We start from the raw sequence: 19,034 nt of genomic DNA on the forward strand, positions 1-19,034 counted from the left end.
CCTTCCGCGCTGCCCCCGGCGTGCAGCACCATGTTCGCCAGCACCGCGGGCGCCCCGGCGATCAGGAACAGATTGGAAGATCCGTCGACGCCCAGGCCCAAGTAGGTGTGCGGCCCCTGCACCCAGTCGTGCCGCGGCCGACGGCCGCCGCGTCCGATGATGTCGATCTTGGCCAGCGCGCCGGTCAGGGCGTCGAATCCCGTTGCCAGCGCGATCATGTCGACGTCGTAGTGCGCGTCGGCGGTTCTGATCCCGGTGGGGTGAGCAGGTCGGCCAGCGCAGGGTCGCCGATGACCGCGCGCACCTTCTCCTCGTAGAACTTCCGGGCCTCGTCGTTGGCGGTCACGTCAGTCGTCTGGTCGGGGAATGGCTTCGGCTGAGGCATGAACTGCGGTAGACCATTACTAAGCCTCCAGACGTAAGGACACCAACATGACCGAACGGGTACTCGACCGGGTCGTGGCGATGGCGGATCAGTTGCGCGACCAGGCCCCCGAAGCCGAGCGGATCGGCCGGCTCACCGATGACACGGTCAAGCTGATGAAGGGCGCCGGCCTGATCCGGCTGCTGCAAACCAAGCAATATCAGGGTTTCGAGGTCCACCCCCGCGAGTTCGCCGAGACGACGATGGCGACCGCGGCACTCGATCCGGCGGCTGGCTGGATCGTCGGCGTTGTCGGCGTGCACCCCTATCAGCTGGCGTACGCGGATCCGAAGGTCGCCGCCGAGATCTGGGCCGAGGACGTCGACACGTGGATGGCCTCGCCGTACGCGCCGCAGGGGGTGGCCAAGCCCGTAGACGGGGGCTACATCTTCAACGGCCGCTGGCAGTTCAGCTCGGGCACCGATCACTGCGACTGGATCATCCTGGGCGCGATGCTGGGCGACGACAAGGGCAATCCGCTCATGCCGCCGCAGATGCTGCACATGATCCTGCCGCGCAAGGACTACGAGATCGTCGAGGACTCGTGGAACGTGGTGGGGCTGCGTGGAACCGGCTCCAAGGACGTGATAGTCAAGGACGCGTTCGTCCCGTCCTACCGGGTGATGGACGCGACGAAGGTGATGGACGGCACCGCCCAGCGCGAGGCCGGCATGACGGAGCCGCTGTATCTGATGCCGTGGTCAACGATGTTCCCGCTGGGCATCTCGGCGGCCACCATCGGCATCGCCGAGGGGGCCCTGGCCGCGCACCTGAATTACCAGCGCGAGCGCATCGGCGCCACCGGAACCGCCATCAAAGACGACCCCTACGTCATGTTCGCCATCGGCGAGGCGGCCGCCGACATCAACGCCGCCCGCCAGGAACTGCTGGCCAACGCCGACCGAATCTACGACATGGTCGCCGCCGGCAAGGAGGTGTCGTTCGCCGACCGCGCGGCCGGTCGGCGCACCCAGATCCGCGCGGTGTGGCGCGCGGTGGCGGCGGTCGACGAGATCTTCGCCCGCTCCGGCGGCAACGCGGCCCGCATGGATAAGCCGCTGCAACGGTATTGGCGCGACGTGCACGTCGGTCAGCTGCACGCCATCCACATGCCGGGCACCACCTATCACGCATCGGCGCTCAGTTCGCTGGGTATCGATCCGCCCGAGGGCCCGCTGCGGGCCTTGATCTAGGAGAGCACGTTGACCGACCTGAAAAGCCTGGGCTACATCACCATTTCGACGAACGACATCGGCCGCTGGCGGCGATTCGCCTTCGGTGTCCTGGGTTTCGCCGAGGGTAAGGGCCCTGACTCCGAGGCGCTGTACCTGCGGATGGACGAGCGCGCCGCCCGGCTGATCGTGGTGCCCGGCGAGACCGACCGGGTGCTGACGGTCGGCTGGGAGGTGCGGGACCGCCCGGCGCTGCAACGGGTCAAGGCGACCTTGGACGCCGCCGGCACCCCGTTCAAGCAACTGTCCGCCGACGAGGCCGAGGCCCGCCGCGTCGAAGAGGTCATCACCTTCGAGGACCCAGCCGGCACGACGCTCGAGGTGTTCCACGGTGCGGTGCTCGACCACAGCCCCGTCGTCACCCCGTTCGGTGCGAAATTCGTCACGGGCGACCAGGGCATGGGCCACGTCGTGGTGCCGGCGATGGACCCGAACGGGCTTTTCGACTTCTACACCGAGGTGCTGGGTTTCCGCACGCGCGGCGCGTTCCGGGTGCCGCTGCCGAAAGAATTTGGGCCCGTACGCGTTCGCTTCCTGGGCATCAACGAAAGACACCACAGCCTGGCGATCGTGCCGGCCGCACATCAGCGCGACCCGCGCCTGGTGCACATCATGGTGGAGGTCGACAGCCTGGACGCCGTCGGGCAGGCGCTGGACCGCGTGAACGCCGAGGGCTTCCAGCTGTCCTCCACGCTGGGCCGGCACACGAACGACAAGATGGTGTCGTTCTACGTCCGCGCCCCCGGAGACTGGGACATCGAGTTCGGCACCGACGGCATGCGCGTCGACGAAACCTATTACACGGCAGAGGAAATCACCGCGGACAGCTACTGGGGTCATCAGTGGATCGGCGAAATGCCCGCGGCCATGCGGCTGTGAGGCCGGATACCGACATCGCCTCTCGCGGTTGCGCCGGTGCTCATCACGCCGGGCATCGACGCCGTCCATCGTTATCGGGCAGCCCTCTGTCGACTCTGCGGGACACCGGCGGCAGGCCGTCGAGTACCGGCGCCTACGGTGGCCCCCATGCAGTTAGACGACCTTGACCTCACCGTCGCGCGCGCACGCAGGCATGCGCTCGGTGATATCCCCCGCCGGCCGGCGAGCAGCCCCCCCGACAAGATCGCGATCATCGACGGTGATGTCGTGCTCAGTTTCGCCGAGTTCGAGAACCTGGTGGACCGCGCGGCTGCGGCGTTGGGCGACAATGGCTTTCAAGCAGGCGATCGGTTGGCGCTCTTGTCGCACAACTGCTGGCAATACGCCGTACTGGTATTCGCCACCGCACGGGCAGGGGTGGTCCTCGTCCCGATCAACTTCATGCTCACCGCCGAGGAGGTCTGCTACCTGCTCGGCCACAGTGGCGCACGAGGATTCATCGTCGAAGCGGCCCTGACACCCACCTGCCGACCAAGCAATGCGACTGGGCGGATCGGTAACGACGAAGGCGGCGCTGCTGCCGCCCGGGCAGTCCGCGCCGACTGGCTGGCCCGACTTCGGCGAGTGGCTGCGCACCACATCGACGGCCCCACGCCCCCACATCGACGACGACCAACTGCTGCGGCTGATGTACACCAGCGGCACCGAATCGCGCCCCAAGGGCGCCATGCACACCAGCCGAACCCTGATGTGGAACTACGTCAGCACAATCCTGGCCGGCGACATGTCCGCCGACGATGTCGAGATCCATTCCCTGCCGTTCTACCACTGCGCACAACTCGACAACTTCCTGGCCACCCGAAGAACCCCAGCGGCAAGCTGCTCAAACGCATGCTGCGCGAGCGATTCGGCCCGGGACCGGCTGATCGGTGAAACGGGCGAGGTGGAAGATACGGTGGTGGCGTTCTCCCGGTTGATTCCCCCTGCCTCGATCGACCCGTTGTCGACGCAGCGGCTTCGCGACGAGGTGCGGCAGTTCCTGGACGACCAGCGCACGGCCGGTGCGTTCACCCCGTCGGTGGACGCCTGGGTGTCGGGATGGGACGAAGAATTCACCGCCGCGCTCGCGGCGCGCGGCTGGTTGGGAATGACGGTGCCGATCGAATATGGCGGCCACGGGCGTTCATTCCAGGAGCGGTTCGCCGTGACCGAGGAGCTGCTCGCTGCCGGCGCTCCCGTCGCTGCGCACTGGATCGCCGACCGGCAGATCGTGCCGTCATTGCTGAAATACGGCACAGAGTCACAGAAGTTCGCTTTCCTGCCGCGGATCGTGCGCGGCGAGTGCTTCTTTGCCATCGGCATGAGCGAGCCGGAGTCGGGCTCCGACCTGGCCAGCGTGCGCACCAAGGCGCTGCCGGTCGACGGAGGCTGGTCGCTGACCGGGACCAAGGTGTGGACCTCGGGCGCACACCTCGCGCACGCGTTCATCGTGCTCGCCCGAACAGCGCCACTGGATCCAGAGCACCGGCACGCCGGACTGAGCCAGTTCATCGTCGACCTGCGCGGGCCCGGCGTCGACGTGCGCCCGATCGTCTCGATGAACGGCGTCCACCACTTCAACGAGGTGATACTCGATGAGGCGTTCGTTCCCGACGACATGGTCTTGGGCGCACTCGGTGACGGCTGGCGGCAGGTGACCTCCGAGCTGAGCTTCGAGCGCAGCGGACCCGAACGGTACCTGTCGACGTTTGTCCTGCTTGCCGCTTGCGCCGACCGGATGGCGGCGAACGCCATTCCCCGCGACGCCGAGCTGGGGAGGCTCGTTGCGCGGGTCACCGGTCTGCACCAGATGTCCACCGCGGTTGCCGGCGCGTTGGAACGGCGCGAGCCGGCCGACATCCCCGCCGCCCTGGTCAAGGTGCTCGGCACCACCACCGAAGGCGACATCGCGGAGTTCGCCGACCTGCAGGACCCCCCCGATCGGATCTTCGCGGAGTTGGTGGGGGTTGCCGTGGACCAGCGGCCCGGGTTCACCCTGCGCGGCGGCACCAATGAGGTGCTGCGCGGAGTCATCGCACGCGGATTGGGGCTGCGGTGAGCACTTGGCCGTCGGTCGACGAAGCCCTGGCCGACATGATGGGCGCCGTCTTTGCCGGTCACCGCGAAAAGCTCGCGGGCCAAACGATCGTCGAGCGGGGCTCTGACCTGTGGCACCAGCTCGATGAGCTCGGTCTTCTGCGCTTGACCGGTGCGGTCGAGCACGGCGGCAGCGGCGCTGGGTGGTACGAGGCCGCCGAGCTGCTGAAGGCGGCGGTGTGCAGCGGTATCCGAATCCCGCTGGCGGAGCACGACTTGTTGGCATGCTGGCTCCTGGAGGCCAGCGGGTTGCCCGCCGACCGCGCGGTGCGGACGGTCTGCGTGGTCGACGCGCGCGGCGTCGCGACGCACGTGCCGTGGGCGAGCACGGCCGAACGCGTCGTGATGGTATGGCGCGCCGACGGGCGATATCGCATCGCCGACGTCGCGGCCGAGGCGCTGACCATCACCCCCGGCGCCAACTTGATCGGCGAACCCCGCGACGCCGTGGCTGCCGAGCTCGCCGGCTTGCAGGGCGCACCCATCGGCCCGGCCCTGGTCAGCCAGCTACGGCTGAAGTCGGGCTTGGTGCGGGCGATCCAGGTGTGTGCCGCCCTGGACGAAATACTGCGACTCTGCGTCGAGCACGTGACCTCGCGCTCCCAGTTCGGGCGCCCGCTGGCGAAATTCCAAGGCGTTGCGCACCTGGTATCCGACGTTGCCGCCGAGGCCGCGCTCGCCCGGGCCGCAACCGAGGCGGCGTTGACGGCCGCCGTCACAGAGTGGTCGAACCCGACCCTGGAATTCCTTGTGGCCGCGGCGCGTTCGTGTGCCGGCCACGCGACATCCGTGGTGGTGAGAAACGCCCACCAAGTGCACGGTGCCATCGGCACCACCCGTGAGCACCGGCTGCACGAATTCACCAGGGCTGCGCTGGCGTGGCGATCGGAGTTCGGTTCGATGCGCTATTGGGACGATGTCGTCGCCGATGCCGCAATGCGCGCGAGCGCCGGGGGTCTCTGGACTCTCATCACCGAGTAACGAGACGGATACCCTCAATGGCACGATAATTCGACGTTCGGCGGGTTGAGGGTCAGGCGGTTTCGTCGACGATCGGCAGCTCTCCGGCCGCGACGGCATCCTCGATCGATTCCCGCAATGCCGAGCAGGCCAGGAACACCCCGCGATCATTGCCAGCGATCCGGGCGGCGTCCTCACGCTCGACACAGCGGGCCGTCGCGTCGGCGTTCCACTGCACGCTGGTCTGATTCCAACTACTTTTGCGAGCAAGTACCCGCGCCCCGCACCTGCGGCATCCCACGGCGCGCATCGGCATCTCGTCAAGGCGATTGTCTTGCCGCACAGACGAATCGAGCGACATCATCGCACCTAGCCGGCGCCCTGGGCGGCCATGTTCGCCTCGACCTCTTTCATCCACGCCTCATAGGGCCGGGTGGTGTCGAGCTCGAACTCGAAGCGGTCCACCATATCCGGTTCAACGTCGGCGTCGTCGACGTAGAACTGCTGATACCAACGACGTAGCTGGTAGACCGGCCCGTCCTCCTCGACCAGAAGCGGGTTGTCGATGCGCGCCTTGTGCCGCCAGATCTGCACGTCCTGCTCGAAGCCGATCTTGACGAAGTCGCCCAGGCTGATCGCGGTCTTGAGCGCCTCATCGCCGGGTAACTTGTCCGACTTCTTGACGATGATCCCATATTGCAGCACAAAGGAATTCGAGTCGATCGGATAATGACAGTTGATCAGGATCGTCTTGGCGTCGCCGTCCGTGTAGTGGTAGGTCAGGTCGTCGATCATGAAGGACGGCCCATAGTAGGACGCCACCGACGTGGTCCCCAGCATCGTGGTCCCTTCGGGGCTACCGATGTCGGGACGACTCCCGCCGTTCATGTACTGAGTGGCCACGTGCCCCTCGAAGATGTTCTTGAAATACGTGGGCAACGAGCCGTGGATGTAGAAGAAGTGGGCCATGTCCACCACGTTGTCGATGATCTCGCGACAATTGGTCTGCACGACCGTGGTGTACCAGTGCCAGTCGGTCCACTCGTCGCTGGTGGCACCCTCGATGCGCGGGATCGTGACCTCCGCGGGCGGCGGTTTGCGCTCCGGGTCGTTCCACACGAACAACATCCCGTCCTGCTGCAGCGTGGTCCAGGACGAAATGCGTGCCAGCTTCGGCGTGCGGCGGCTGTAGGGCACCTGCTTGCACCGCCCGTCACCGCCCCAGCGCCAGTCGTGGAAGGGACAGGCGATCTCATCCCCCTTGACCTCGCCCTGCGAGAGATCACCGCCCATGTGGCGGCAGAAGGCGTCAAGGACGTTGAGGGTGCCGTTCGCGCTGCGGAAGACGACGAGCTTTTGCCCGAAGGCGTTGATCGCGTGCGGCTTGCCGTCACCGAAATCCCGAATCAGGCCCAGGCAGTGCCAGCCCCGAGCGAACCGCGTCGGCACGGCTTGCGCTTCGATCTGCCGAACTTCGTCTGCCTCGGACTGCGTCGTCATGGGGACGATTAAACTCCCGTCGGCCCGTTCGTGGGGCCGCTTGTCCCTGCCGTAACCGATTACCTGACAGTCAGCCCGCGCTTGCGCACCCACAGCACTGCGGCGCCCGTGCCGAAGAGCCAGACGACCACGGAAATCGCCAGGTGCACGAAGCTCTTGGTGTCGCGCCCGAACACCGGCCAGATCATCGCGGGCACCTTCGTCCAAAGCACCTTGTGCTCAACCCCGTTCATCGGGTCGGCGACGTAGTACAACGCGTACGGCAGGGTCAGGACCGCCAGCCAACTGCCCGTGCGGCGCCGGTCGCTGCGCTGGCGCCAGCGCCGGATCAGCGGTTCGACGCTGACCGGGTGCAGCACCGAGATCAGGTTGCCCAGCCCGAGCCAGGACACGATGGGCACGGCGACGGTGGGGATCGTGATCCCCAGCCGCCCCGGCGTTTCCAACCACAGCGTCAACACCATCGCCGCCAGCAGGGTGGGCAGCCCGACGATGGCAAGCAGGGCAAGGTTTTTGATCAGCAGGATCCGCCAGAACGGCACGCCGCCGGACAGGCCCGCCAGCACGCGGTAGTGGTCGGCGCCGAACAGATTGGTGGTGGTGACGTCGGCCAGCACCCACGACGAGAAGTACGTGCCCACCAGGATCACCCAGTCGGTGTGGTGGCGGCCGACGGCCAGCGGCTGCACCAGCAACCACGCCGCGGCGAAGACCACGTTGGCGACCACGCCCATCAGCCAGGTGCGCGGTGCGGTGAACGCCCACCGGATCTCCGCGGCCACCGCCGCAAGGCCCGGCTTCTGGAAGTCTTTGGCGGCCCGCCGGGCGGCGTCCGGGCGGGTGGCCGACGCGCGCACGGCGGCGCGCAGGGCGGCACGCACGCGGGGGTGCATCGAGCGCTGCAGTTCCGCGACGCGGTCGATGCGATCGCTGTGGGGCGAGGCGACCAAGGGACTTGCTCCTGGCAATCGATCGGTCAGTGGACGAACCCGAAATCCATCCCAGGGCAGGATAGCGACATGAACCGCAAGCGTGTCGTCATTGCCGGCCTCGGAGACGCGGGCGTGTTGGCCGCGATCCGGCTATCCGTGCACGCTGACGTCGTCGGCATTTCCGTCAAGCCCGCGCTGGTCAGCGGCCAGGAGCTTGGCGTCCGGCTGTCCCGCCCGGACGATTGGGCCCGTGACTACTGGATTCCGTTCGACAGGTTCCGCCGCCTGGACCGGGTGCGCACGGTGCAGGCCCAGCTGACCGGCCTGGATCTGGACACCCGCGCCGTGCTGGGTAAACGCGTCGACGGCTCGCCATTCGTCGAGGAGTTCGACGCGTTGATCATCTCGACCGGGGTCAGCAACGGCTTCTGGCGGCGCCCGACGATGCAAACGGCCGCCGAGGTCGGCGCGGAGCTGCGCGCGGCTCACGACCGGCTGGCGGCCGCCGAGTCGGTCGTCGTCGTGGGCGGCGGCGCGGCGGCGGTCTCCAGCGCGCTGAACCTGGCCACCACCTGGCCGAGCAAGCGGATCGACCTGTACTTCCCCGGACCACGCGCCTTGAGGGAGTACCACCCGCGAAGTTGGGACAGGATTCGGCGGCGACTCGCCGGCCTGGGCGTAGGTATCCATTCCGGCCACCGTGCCGTACTACCCGACGGTTTCGCCGGCGAGGAGATCACCGGCGAGCCGGTGCGCTGGAGCACCGGGCAAGCCCCGGCGTCCGCCGACGCCGTGCTGTGGGCGATCGGGCGGGTGCGGCCCAACACCGATTGGCTGCCACCGGAGTTACTCGACGAGCGCGGGTTCGTGCGGGTGACGCCGGAGCTGCGGGTGCCCGGACAGCGCGGTGTCTTCGCGGTCGGTGACGTCGCGGCGACCGATCCGCTGCGCAGCTCGGCCCGCAACCGCGGCGATGCGCTGGTGGCCCGAAACGTCCGCGCCGAGTTCGGCGACGGCCGGCTGCGGACCTACCGGGCGCCGACGCGGCGGTGGGGTTCGCTGGTGGGCGTCCAACCTGACGGGCTGGAGGTCTTCCTGCCCACCGGCCACGCGTTCCGCTTCCCCACGTGGTCGGTCGACAAGGTGGTGATGCCCTGGATCGTGCGGTGGGGCATGTATCGCGGTGTGCGGGAGAACAATCCGCTGGGTTAGGGGGCGGCCGAGTCAGGCGCAGTTGAGCAGCAGCATGAGTCCGTAGTCCATGTGGATCTGCTGGTGGCAATGCAGCAGCGACAGCCCGGGCTGATTGGCGACGAAGTCGACGTCCATGCTCTGGTAGCCGCCTAACATCGCGACGTCCTTGCGGACGCCCGCCGTTGGCGTGCCGGCGAATTGGGTGATTTCGAAGGTGTGCCGGTGCAGGTGCATCGGGTGCAGGTCGTCGCTGGCGTTGCGCAAGCGCAGCCGGTAGCGCTGGCCCCGCTGCACGTCGAGCACCGGCCCGTTGCCGTCCATGGAAAACGGCGTGCCGTTGAAGGTCCAGACGTTGAACCCGGCGTCGGCGGCGTTGCGCTTCTCGATCAACAACTCGATGGTGCGGTCGGGCGGCGGGACGGGCGCCGGCCGCGCGAACAGCCGGTAGTCCCATGTGAACGCCGGCGGCGCGGTCCACTGCGGCTCCCCGGCCCGTCCGGCGTATTCGACGACCGTTCCCATGCCGTGGTTGCGGTCGTCGTCGGACAGGTCGCCCAGCACCCAGATCCCCGGCTGCGTCATGTCGACGAGCGCGGAGACGCGTTCCCCGGCGCCCAGCCACAGCACCGGCACCGGCGCCGGGTTGGGCACCGGGTTGCCGTCCATCGCGATCACGTTGAAGGTGTGCCCGGGCAGCGCCAGGCTGCGCGTCTCGGTAGCGCTGCCGTTCAGCACGTGCAGCAGGACCCTTTCGCCGGTTCGCACGCGGATCGGATCGCCATGACCGAGCATGCGGCCGTTGACGGCGAACGCCCCGTAACTCACCTCTTTCCCGCGCGGGTCGCCCCGGGCCAGCGAGGCCGCCATCGCCGATTCGCCCCGCTCCCGCAGTTCCGGCTCCTGCCCGCCGGGCAGGAAATCACTGGCCATGTCGCCACCTCGGCTGAACGAGGGCTCGAACTCCTTGAGCGTCAAGAAGATTTCTTGGTCGTAGCCGCCGGTGTTCTGCCGGGGCTCGATGTAGACCGGGCCGACCAGTCCGGTGTATTGGCCGCGGGACAGGTCGGAGCGCGGCACCACGTGCGTGTGATAGAAGCGAAACCCCGCCGGGCCGGGAACGAAGGAGACCCGCCGCATGCCGTGCGCGGGCACGTAGGGCGTTCCCTCCTCGGCCGCGCCGTCGACGTCGACGCCCAGCCGCTGACCGTGCCAGTGCAACTGCTCGGGGGAATCGGTGTCGTTGAAGACGTCCACCGTTGTCGGCTGGCCCTCCTTGAATCGCAGCAGCGGTCCGGGAAACTGCCCGTTGTAGGTCAGCGTCGACACGACGCGGCCGGGCGCCAATTCGACTGCGCCCGTGCCGATTCGCAACATGTAATCGGCCTTTCCACCGGGCGGTGCGGGGCGCGCGCACGCTCCCCCGCTCGCGGCGAGCGCGGCCAGGCCGCCCCATTTGAAGAAGTCACGCCGATCCAGCGCCACGTCATCGTCCCCGCGGGTGGGCGTCGAGGACGGGCAGCAGGAAGTCGATGCGGTCGTCCAATTCGCTTGCCACCCGCCCGAATTCGGGATACCCAGCTCCCGACGGGTCGGGTAGGCTCCAGTGCGTCGTGGTGGTGACGCCGTGGTCGCGCGCGTACTCGCGCACCCTGTCACACAGCGTGATCACGCAGTCGAAGCGGCGCCGCGCCACCGCGGTCAACGGCTGCGGCCGCTGCGCCCCGAGGTCGATCCCATACCGGTCGCGCATGATTCGGATCGCGTCGCGGTGCAGGTGCGATTTGGGATGGCTGCCGGCGCTGGCGGCCCGGATGCGGCCCTGGCCCCGCCGCCGAAGCAACGCCTCGGCCATGGGCGAGCGCGCGCTGTTGCCCGAGCACAAGAACAGCACCGAGCGCACCGGCGGCCTGCCGCCGTGCGTCGGCGCCAGCGCCGGATGCAGCGCCTCGGCCGCCTCGCGGAACGCCCCGGCGCACCCCGTCGGGTTCAGCCGGTAGTAGGTGTCGCGGCCATCGAAACTGCTGCGCCGCGCGTCGACAAGGCCGGCTGAGCGCAGCAGCCGCAAGTGATACGAGATCAGGTTTTGCGGTTCGTCCACGGCGGCAGCCAATTCCCGCACCCGGAGATCGGTGCCCGCCAGTTCCGTCAGCAGCGCCCAGCGCACCGGGTGCGACGCCATCTGCATCAGCGACGGAACCGTCGTCTTGCCTGCCGCCACGTCGCCGACGATACATCAAACTCATTTGATAGGTTTGGCCACTGCGGAGCGGTGAGGGAGACGCAAGTGGCCGACAGCAACGCGGGCGAGCTTCGCCGAAGCCTGGGTTTGTTTGACGCGGTGACGATCGGCTTGGGCTCGATGATCGGCGCCGGGATTTTCGCAGCACTGGGCCCGGCGGCGCGCGCGGCGGGCTCCGGGCTGCTGCCGGGCCTGGCGCTGGCCGCGGTCGTGGCCTACTGCAACGCCACCTCGTCCGCGCGCCTGGCCGCTCGCTATCCGGCCTCGGGCGGCACCTACGTGTACGGCCGCGAGCGGTTGGGCGAATTCTGGGGATACCTCGCGGGGTGGGGGTTCGTCGTCGGCAAGACCGCCTCGTGCGCGGCGATGGCCCTGACCATCGGCACCTACGCGTGGCCCTCGCACGCGCACCCGGTGGCCGTCGCCGCGGTGGTCGGACTGACCGCGGTGAATTACGCCGGCGTGCAGAAGTCGGCCTGGCTCACCCGCGTCATCGTCGCGCTGGTCTTGGCCGTGCTGTCCGCGGTGGTCGTCGCCGCGTTCGCGTCGGGAGCGGCCGGCGCCGAACCCCTTCGTCCGCTGGGGACCACCCTCGGCGGGGTGGTCCAGGCCGCGGGGCTGTTGTTCTTCGCCTTCGCCGGCTACGCGCGCATCGCCACCCTGGGCGAGGAGGTGCGCGACCCGGCGCGCACCATCCCCCGCGCGATACCGATCGCGCTCGCCATCGCGCTGGCCGTCTACGCGCTGGTGGCCGTGGCCGCGCTGTCGGTGCTCGGGCCGCGACGGCTCGGTGAAGCGACGGCGCCGCTCGTCGACACGGTGCGGGCCGCCGGGACGGGCTGGCTGGTTCCCGTCGTCCAGGTGGGCGCGGCCGTCGCGGCGCTGGGCTCGCTGTTGGCGCTGATCCTGGGCGTCTCGCGGACGACGCTGGCCATGGCTCGGGACCACCACCTGCCCCACGCCCTCGCCGCCGTGCACCCGCGCTTCGGAGTCCCCCACCGCGCGGAACTGCTGATCGGCCTCGTGGTGGCGATTTTGGCCGCCACCGCCGACCTGCGCAACGCGATAGGTTTCTCCTCCTTCGCCGTGCTGATCTACTACGCCGTCGCCAACGCGTCGGCGTTCACCCTGGGGCGTGACGAGGGCCGCCCCCACCGGGCGATCCCGCTCACCGGGCTGATGGGATGCGTGCTCCTCGCGTTCGCGATGCCCCTGTCGTCGGTGGCATCGGGCCTGGCGGTGCTGGCCGTCGGCGTCGCCGCCTACGCGATTCGGCGGGTGCGGTCGAAGTAGGGCTGGCGCACTGATTCGATATGTGTTTATATAGAAGTGTGTCTAATCAACCGATGTCATGCTGCACCGGCCTGGGGACGGCCGCCATGCCGGAGGCCCAGGCCGCGGAGCTGGCCGCGATGTTCAAGGCGCTCGGCGACCCGGTGCGCCTGAGGTTGTTGAGCCTGATCGCCAGCAATCCCGGCGGCGAGGCCTGCGTCTGCGAGATCTCGGCGACCTTCGACCTGTCGCAGCCGACGATCTCCCATCACCTCAAGCTGCTGCGCTCCGCCGGGCTGGTGGACTGCGAGCGGCGCGGGACCTGGGTGTACTACTGGGTTATTCCCCCCGCGCTGCAGCAACTTTCGTCGGTCCTGAAGCCATGACGGGCACCCAGACGGCGGCCCCGACCCGCCTCCCAACCATGGACCGGTATCTGCCGGTCTGGATCGGCGCGGCGATGGCCACCGGCCTGGCGTTGGGGCGAATCGTTCCCGGGCTGGGATCGGCGCTGGGCACCGTTGCCATTCAAGGTGTTTCGCTACCGATCGCGATCGGCCTGCTGGTGATGATGTACCCGGTGCTGGCCAAGGTTCGCTATGACCGGCTCGACGAAGTCACCGCCGACCGCAAGCTCATGGTCTCCTCGGTGTTGCTCAACTGGGTGGTCGGGCCGGCGGTCATGTTCGCGTTGGCCTGGTCGTTGCTGCCCGACCTGCCGGAGTACCGCACCGGCCTGATCATCGTCGGGCTGGCCCGCTGCATCGCCATGGTCATCATCTGGAACGACCTGGCCTGCGGGGATCGCGAGGCCGCGGCCGTGCTGGTCGCCCTGAATTCACTGTTCCAGGTGGTGATGTTCGCCGCGCTGGGCTGGTTCTACCTGTCGGTGCTGCCCGGGTGGCTGGGCCTGACCCAAACCGGGATCGACGTCTCCCCGTGGCAGATCGCCAAGGCGGTGCTCATCTTCCTCGGCATTCCGCTGCTGGCCGGCTACTCCTCGCGCCGGTTGGGGGAACGGTTCCGGGGCCGCGACTGGTATGAGTCGCGGTTCCTACCCCGCATCGGGCCGTGGGCGCTGTATGGGTTGTTGTTCACCATCGTGATTCTCTTTGCGCTGCAGGGCCAACAAATCACTTCCCGGCCATGGGACGTGGCCCGCATCGCGATCCCGCTGCTGGCCTACTTCGCGATCATGTGGGCCGGCGGGTATGCCCTGGGGCACGCGCTGCGCCTCGGCTACGCCCGCACCGCCACCCTCGCGTTCACCGCCGCCGGCAACAACTTCGAGCTGGCCATCGCGGTGGCCGTCGCGACCTACGGTGTCACGTCGGGGCAGGCCCTGGCCGGGGTCGTCGGCCCCTTGATCGAGGTGCCGGTGCTGGTCGGCCTGGTCTATGTTTCACTGGCGCTGCGGTCACGGGTGTTCGCCGATGGCCGGTAAGCCCAGCGTTCTTTTCGTCTGCGTGCACAACGCCGGACGCTCCCAGATGGCCGCCGCGCTGCTGAACCGGCTGGCGCAAGGCCGCATCGAAGTCCGTTCCGCAGGAACGCAACCCGCCGACGAGGTCAACCCCGTCGCCGTCGCCGCCATGGCCGAGCGGGGCATCGACATCACCGCGGCCAAACCGAAAGTCCTCAACGGCGCGGACGTTCAGATCAGCGACGTGGTGATCACCATGGGCTGCGGCGACACCTGCCCCTACTTTCCGGGAGTGTCCTACCGCGACTGGAAAGTGCCCGACCCCGCAGGCCAGCCGCTGGCCACCGTGCGCGCGATCCGCGACGACATCGCCCGGCGCGTCGAGGCGCTGATCGCCGAACTCCTGCCCACCACAACCCCATAGCCGCACGGAAAAGGAAGGACACCCCATGTCTCGTGTGCAACTCGCCCTCAACGTCGACGACCTCGACGCGGCGATCGCGTTCTACTCCAAGCTGTTCAACGCCGAACCGGCCAAGGTCAAACCCGGCTACGCCAACTTCGCGATCGCCGAGCCACCGCTGAAGCTGGTGCTGCTAGAGAACCCCGGTCACGGTGGCAGCCTCAACCACCTCGGCGTGGAGGTCGCGGACAGCGACACCGTGCACGCCGAAATCGGGCGCCTGGCCGGGCAAGGGCTGGTGACCGAGGAGGAGCTCGACACCACCTGCTGCTTCGCCAACCAGGACAAAGTGTGGGTCACCGGCCCCGGCGGGGAGCGCTGGGAGGTCTACACCGTCATCGCCGACTCCGACACCTTCGGACCGGGCACCGACCAGGCCGAAGCCGCCTGCTGCCAGGGCTAGCCGGGCCCGCACGGTTCCCCTGCGGGCCGGATGGGAAGACTGACCGGATGGCCGACCCAAGAGAAGACGCATTCGAAAAGCTCGTCTCGGTGCTGAACTACCCGATGTACGTCGTGACGACGCGGGCCCAGGGCGTGGCGGCGGGCTGCCTGGTCGGCTTCGCCAGTCAGACCAGCATCCACCCGCCCCGCTTCCTGGTGGGCCTGTCCAGGAAGAACCACACGTTCCGCGTCGCTACCAAGGCGACCCACCTGGCCGTGCACGTCTTCGACCACGAGCACCTCGACGTCGTGGAGCTGTTCGGCAGCCAGACCGGCGACACCGTGGACAAGTTCGACCGCTGCTCGTGGCACAGCGGCCCGGCGCAGCTGCCCATCCTGGACGACGCGGCCGCCTGGTTCGCCGGCGAGATTCTCGAACGGTTCTCCCTGGGCGACCACGTCGGGCATCTGCTCGCGCCGGTGGACGGCCGCCCACCACGGGAGCTGGAGAGCTGGGTGTCTTTCGGCGACGTCCGGCATCTGGAACCCGGCCACGAGGCGTAGCCGTGGCTCCCCGCGTGGGCACCGTCGCCGACATCACCGAGCTCGCATCGTTCTACGCCGACGCCCCGCCGGGCGTGCGGGTCAACATGATCTTCAGCGCCGACGGCGCCGCGGCGTTCGGCGGCCGGGCCGGTCCGCTGTCGTGCCCCACCGATCAGCAGCTCTTGAAGATCCTGCGGGGCCACGCCGACGTGGTCCTGGTGGGCGCCGGCACCGCCCGCGCCGAGAACTACGGCCCGGTCCGGCTCACCGGTGGGGGCCGGACCGCACCGCCGCCGATCGCGGTGGTCAGCCGCAGCGGCCGACTGCCCGCCAGGCTGCTCGGCGACCCCGATCAGCCCCCGATCGTGGTGACCTGCGCGCAAGCGGCGGCGCTCGACGACCCCGGCGACGGGCGGCGGGTGCTGGTGGCGGGCGACGATTCCGTGGATATGGCGGGCGCCGTCGCGCTGCTGCGCGAACGGGGCCTGCACCGCATCCTGTGTGAGGGCGGCCCGACCCTGCTCGACGAGTTGGTGGAGGCCGACGCCGTCGATGAGATCTGCGTGACTTTGGCCCCCAAACTCGCCGCAAGCCAGCCGGTGGGCCGGCGCCCGACCGCGTCGACGCTGCCCGCACCGGTGACGATGCACCTCGAGCACGCGCTGGTGTGCGACGGCTACGTGTTCTTGCGCTACCGCCGCTGATTCCGCTCGACATGCAGTCGGGGAAAGCCCTTCCTATGATGGAACTGCCCGGTTTGACACCCGTATCGAATCGCCTGCGCGGCATGGTTTTAGAGATCCTCGCCGTCCACTTTGTCGAGCCATACACCAGGAGGACTATCGGCCAGGTGAGCAGCTCAAACGACGACCATGACTACCGCAATCTGGCGGTGAACCGGCTGCGGCCGAGCGAACTTCAGTGGGCGCTGAACCACGACGCCGTGCACGGGATCGCTTACGCCTTCAAGAATCCGGTTGCCGTCGCCGAATCCCTCGACGATCCGGACGACGACAGAATGACCTACCTCATCCGCGTCAAGCGCGACGACCTGGCCAACGCCTTCGGCAAGATCAACGACTGGATCACCGAAAACCCCGGCCCCGCCGGGATGCAGGCCTTCGGATTCGTCCGCGCGCTGTCCCGCGAAGGGCTGACCGAACGCGCCGGCGGTGACGACGAACTCCACTGATCCCGCCGTCCGATTAGCTGGCTTTCGTTATTCGCCGTGCCCAGCGGCCTGGAAAACCTTAGCCTTATGCCTGCGCACGGTCGGTGACTGAGGAGTCGGGATGGGTGACACGACCGCGGACTCGCGGGAGGGTTCGCAGTTCGGTCCATATCTGCTGCGGCGGCTGATCGGTCGCGGCGGGATGGGCGATGTCTATGAGGCCGAGGACACGGTCCGGGAGCGCACGGTCGCCCTGAAGCTGATGTCGCAGACGCTGTCCAACGACCCCGTCTTCCGCTCCCGCATGCAGCGCGAGGCCCGCACCGCCGGCCGATTGCAGGAACCGCACGTCGTGCCGATTCACGACTTCGGCGAGATCGACGGCCAGCTCTACGTCGACATGCGCCTGATCGACGGCAAGGACCTGGCCGGCATGCTGAGCCGGTACGGGCCGCTGTCCCCGCCGCGGGCGGTGGCCATCGTCCGCCAGATCGGCTCGGCGCTCGACGCCGCCCACGCTGCCGGGGTCCTGCATCGCGACGTGAAACCGGAGAACATCCTGGTGAGCGGCGACGACTTCGCGTACCTGGTCGACTTCGGCATCGCCAGCGCCACCGCCGACGAGAAGCTGACGCAGATCGGCACCACCGTGGGCACGGTCAAGTACATGGCTCCGGAGCGGTTCAGCGACTCCGACGTCACCCATCGCGCCGACATCTACGCGTTGGCCTGCGTCCTGTACGAGTGCCTGACCGGATCCCCGCCGTACACCGGTGACCAGATCAGCGTGATGGGCGCCCACCTGCACCAGGCGATCCCGAAGCCCAGCGCCGCGCGGCCCGGCATCCCGGTCGCCTTCGACGGAGTGATCGCCCGCGGCATGGCCAAGAACCCCGCGGACCGCTACGCCACCTGCGGTGACCTCTCGGCGGCCGCCTACTCCGCCCTCGCCGAACCCGACCGGGACCGGGCCACCGACATCCTGCAGCGCAGCCAGGTGGCGCGGATGCCTGCCGCATTCGCCAGCCAGCAGTCCGCCGGGATCGCCCAGGCCACGCCCGTGCACGCCCCCTCGTCCGCCCCGATCTGGGCCTCCCCGCCGCCCGGCGGCCCGGCGCCCCAGCCGACGGGATGGAGCGCCGGGCCCACCTGGGGCCCCAGCACCGCCGGGGTGGCGCCGCCCTGGGGTCAACCGCCGCGGCCGAGTAGGAAACCCTGGCTGTGGGTGGGCGTCGCCGCCACCGCCCTGGTGGCCATCGTGGGCGTCGCGCTCGCCGTAATCCGGCCCTGGGAGTCGGCGTCCCCGCCGGAGCCGACCAAGCCACCGCCTCCGCCGGACGCGGTCGCGTTGCGGGTGCTCGACGACGGCGTGTTCGTGGGCAGCTCGGCCGCCTCGACGACCATCGACATCTTCAACGAACCGATCTGCCCGCCGTGCGGCAGCTTCATCCGGTCGAATGCGGGCGACATCGAAACCGCCGTCAACAACAAGAAGCTCGCGGTGCGCTATCACCTGCTCGACTTCCTCGACGACAAGTCGCACAGCAAGAACTACTCGACCCGGGCGGTGGCGGCGTCGTACTGCGTCGCGGCGCAAAACGATGCCAAGACGTACACCGCCTTCTATTCGGGCTTGTTCGCCAGCAACTTCCAGCCGGCGGAGGACGCCGCGGAGGACCGCACCGACGGCGAACTGGCCCAGCTGGCCAAGAACGTCGGCGCGGACACCGACGTGCTGACGTGCATCAAGTCCGGGGACGACGTGGGCACGGGCAAGGCGAAGTCCGCGGCCGGGTACGCGACGCTGTCCGGGCTCAACGCCAATTCGACGCCCTTCGTGTGGGACGGCACCGCGTCGGTGAACTACTCCGACCCGACCTGGCTGACGAAGCTCATCGGGTAGCGGGTGATGATCGATGACACCCGGGCGAGCGACGACGACCGGAACCGGACCTGCGAGGCGCTCGACGCGGCGCTCGGTGACGGTCAGCTGTCGACCGAAGAGCACCGCGAGCGGGTAAGCGCCGCCACCCGGGCCACGACGCTGCGCGAGCTGCGGTCGCTGGTGGCCGACCTGCAGATCCACCCGACGCCCGCGCGCCCGCCGTCGCCGCCGTCCGGACTTGTCGGACGACGGACGTGGATCGCGGTGGCCGTTGCGCTGGTGCTGCTCGGCGCCGGCGTCGCCTGGGGCCTACAGCGCGACATCAACTTGAGCGCCACCGTCCACTGTTTGACCGTGTGCTCGGCCTCGTAGACCTCACCCATCCCGCCGCCAC

The 19,034-nt window shown here is 68.7% G+C and carries 17 protein-coding genes and 5 pseudogenes; 15 read left to right on the forward strand and 7 right to left on the reverse strand.

Annotated elements, in window-relative coordinates; translation table 11 throughout:
- Positions 1 to 17: 17 nt before the first annotated feature.
- Positions 18 to 373: pseudogene (locus tag A5695_RS28065) on the reverse strand (cyclohexanone monooxygenase); the annotation flags it as partial.
- A 59-nt stretch (positions 374 to 432) separates the two neighbouring features.
- Between A5695_RS28065 and A5695_RS24780 the strand changes: the two are divergent.
- From A5695_RS24780 to A5695_RS24800, 5 genes and pseudogenes are all read left to right on the forward strand, one after another.
- Positions 433 to 1,617 carry an acyl-CoA dehydrogenase family protein gene (locus A5695_RS24780; RefSeq protein ID WP_068088743.1) on the forward strand — a complete coding sequence of 395 codons (1,185 nt, stop codon included), beginning with the start codon at positions 433 to 435 and terminating at the stop codon, positions 1,615 to 1,617.
- A gap of 9 nt (positions 1,618 to 1,626) precedes the next feature.
- Complete coding sequence (bphC, locus tag A5695_RS24785; protein ID WP_068088750.1) at positions 1,627 to 2,535, forward strand: biphenyl-2,3-diol 1,2-dioxygenase; 909 nt, start codon at positions 1,627 to 1,629, stop codon at positions 2,533 to 2,535.
- A gap of 147 nt (positions 2,536 to 2,682) precedes the next feature.
- A pseudogene (locus A5695_RS28070) lies at positions 2,683 to 3,394 on the forward strand (AMP-binding protein); the annotation flags it as partial.
- Between the two features lie 99 nt (positions 3,395 to 3,493).
- A complete protein-coding gene (locus A5695_RS24795; protein WP_068088816.1) occupies positions 3,494 to 4,633 on the forward strand; it encodes an acyl-CoA dehydrogenase family protein in 1,140 nt (379 codons plus the stop codon).
- Positions 4,630 to 5,652: an acyl-CoA dehydrogenase family protein gene (locus tag A5695_RS24800; RefSeq protein WP_231974965.1), complete on the forward strand. Its 1,023-nt coding sequence runs from the start codon at positions 4,630 to 4,632 to the stop codon at positions 5,650 to 5,652. Before A5695_RS24795 ends, A5695_RS24800 begins: the two co-directional genes overlap by 4 nt.
- Positions 5,653 to 5,704: 52 nt before the next feature.
- On the opposite strand, the gene A5695_RS24805 is transcribed toward A5695_RS24800, so the two are convergent.
- From A5695_RS24805 to A5695_RS24815, 3 genes are read right to left on the reverse strand one after another with little or no spacing between them, the layout of a single operon-like run.
- A complete protein-coding gene (locus A5695_RS24805) occupies positions 5,705 to 5,992 on the reverse strand; it encodes a ferredoxin (RefSeq protein WP_068088755.1) in 288 nt (95 codons plus the stop codon).
- An 8-nt stretch (positions 5,993 to 6,000) separates the two neighbouring features.
- Positions 6,001 to 7,131, reverse strand: a complete 1,131-nt coding sequence (locus A5695_RS24810; RefSeq protein ID WP_068088757.1) for a Rieske 2Fe-2S domain-containing protein — start codon at positions 7,129 to 7,131, stop codon at positions 6,001 to 6,003.
- Positions 7,132 to 7,190: 59 nt separating this feature from the next.
- Positions 7,191 to 8,024: a hypothetical protein gene (locus A5695_RS24815; RefSeq protein ID WP_197515612.1), complete on the reverse strand. Its 834-nt coding sequence runs from the start codon at positions 8,022 to 8,024 to the stop codon at positions 7,191 to 7,193.
- 126 nt (positions 8,025 to 8,150) lie between these two features.
- Here A5695_RS24815 and A5695_RS24820 point away from each other — a divergent pair, with 126 nt between their 5' ends.
- Positions 8,151 to 9,275 carry an FAD-dependent oxidoreductase gene (locus A5695_RS24820; RefSeq protein WP_068088760.1) on the forward strand — a complete coding sequence of 375 codons (1,125 nt, stop codon included), beginning with the start codon at positions 8,151 to 8,153 and terminating at the stop codon, positions 9,273 to 9,275.
- 12 nt (positions 9,276 to 9,287) lie between these two features.
- Here A5695_RS24820 and A5695_RS24825 read toward each other — a convergent pair whose 3' ends face one another.
- Positions 9,288 to 10,739, reverse strand: coding sequence for a multicopper oxidase family protein (locus A5695_RS24825; protein ID WP_068088764.1), 1,452 nt, complete (start codon positions 10,737 to 10,739; stop codon positions 9,288 to 9,290).
- A gap of 1 nt (position 10,740) precedes the next feature.
- On the reverse strand, positions 10,741 to 11,475 hold the full coding sequence (locus A5695_RS24830) for a helix-turn-helix domain-containing protein (RefSeq protein ID WP_231974966.1): 735 nt from the start codon (positions 11,473 to 11,475) through the stop codon (positions 10,741 to 10,743).
- A gap of 51 nt (positions 11,476 to 11,526) precedes the next feature.
- Here A5695_RS24830 and A5695_RS24835 point away from each other — a divergent pair, with 51 nt between their 5' ends.
- From A5695_RS24835 to A5695_RS30415, 9 genes and pseudogenes are all read left to right on the forward strand, one after another.
- A complete protein-coding gene (locus A5695_RS24835) occupies positions 11,527 to 12,789 on the forward strand; it encodes an APC family permease (RefSeq protein WP_156749831.1) in 1,263 nt (420 codons plus the stop codon).
- A 38-nt stretch (positions 12,790 to 12,827) separates the two neighbouring features.
- A complete protein-coding gene (locus A5695_RS24840; RefSeq protein WP_068088771.1) occupies positions 12,828 to 13,154 on the forward strand; it encodes a helix-turn-helix transcriptional regulator in 327 nt (108 codons plus the stop codon).
- Positions 13,151 to 14,615: pseudogene (arsB, locus tag A5695_RS24845) on the forward strand (ACR3 family arsenite efflux transporter). Before A5695_RS24840 ends, arsB begins: the two are co-directional and overlap by 4 nt.
- Before the next feature lie 25 nt (positions 14,616 to 14,640).
- On the forward strand, positions 14,641 to 15,057 hold the full coding sequence (locus A5695_RS24855) for an ArsI/CadI family heavy metal resistance metalloenzyme (protein WP_068088777.1): 417 nt from the start codon (positions 14,641 to 14,643) through the stop codon (positions 15,055 to 15,057).
- Between the two features lie 47 nt (positions 15,058 to 15,104).
- Positions 15,105 to 15,602 carry a flavin reductase family protein gene (locus A5695_RS24860; protein WP_068088779.1) on the forward strand — a complete coding sequence of 166 codons (498 nt, stop codon included), beginning with the start codon at positions 15,105 to 15,107 and terminating at the stop codon, positions 15,600 to 15,602.
- A 2-nt stretch (positions 15,603 to 15,604) separates the two neighbouring features.
- Entirely contained in the window at positions 15,605 to 16,288 is a 684-nt protein-coding gene (locus A5695_RS24865; RefSeq protein WP_068088781.1) for a pyrimidine reductase family protein, read from the forward strand.
- Positions 16,289 to 16,434: 146 nt separating this feature from the next.
- Positions 16,435 to 16,776, forward strand: coding sequence for a hypothetical protein (locus A5695_RS24870; RefSeq protein WP_068088784.1), 342 nt, complete (start codon positions 16,435 to 16,437; stop codon positions 16,774 to 16,776).
- A 100-nt stretch (positions 16,777 to 16,876) separates the two neighbouring features.
- The gene (locus A5695_RS24875; RefSeq protein ID WP_068088787.1) at positions 16,877 to 18,658 is read left to right on the forward strand and encodes a serine/threonine protein kinase PknE; all 1,782 of its coding nucleotides are present in this window, start codon (positions 16,877 to 16,879) and stop codon (positions 18,656 to 18,658) included.
- A 6-nt stretch (positions 18,659 to 18,664) separates the two neighbouring features.
- Positions 18,665 to 18,823, forward strand: a pseudogene (locus tag A5695_RS30415) (DUF1707 domain-containing protein); the annotation flags it as partial.
- A 134-nt stretch (positions 18,824 to 18,957) separates the two neighbouring features.
- Here A5695_RS30415 and A5695_RS30420 read toward each other — a convergent pair.
- Positions 18,958 to 19,034 (reverse strand): annotated as a pseudogene (locus A5695_RS30420) (hypothetical protein); the annotation flags it as partial.

Origin of the sequence: Mycobacterium sp. E1747 (genome assembly GCF_001667775.1) — a bacterium.
Taxonomy (GTDB): Bacteria; Actinomycetota; Actinomycetes; order Mycobacteriales; family Mycobacteriaceae; genus Mycobacterium.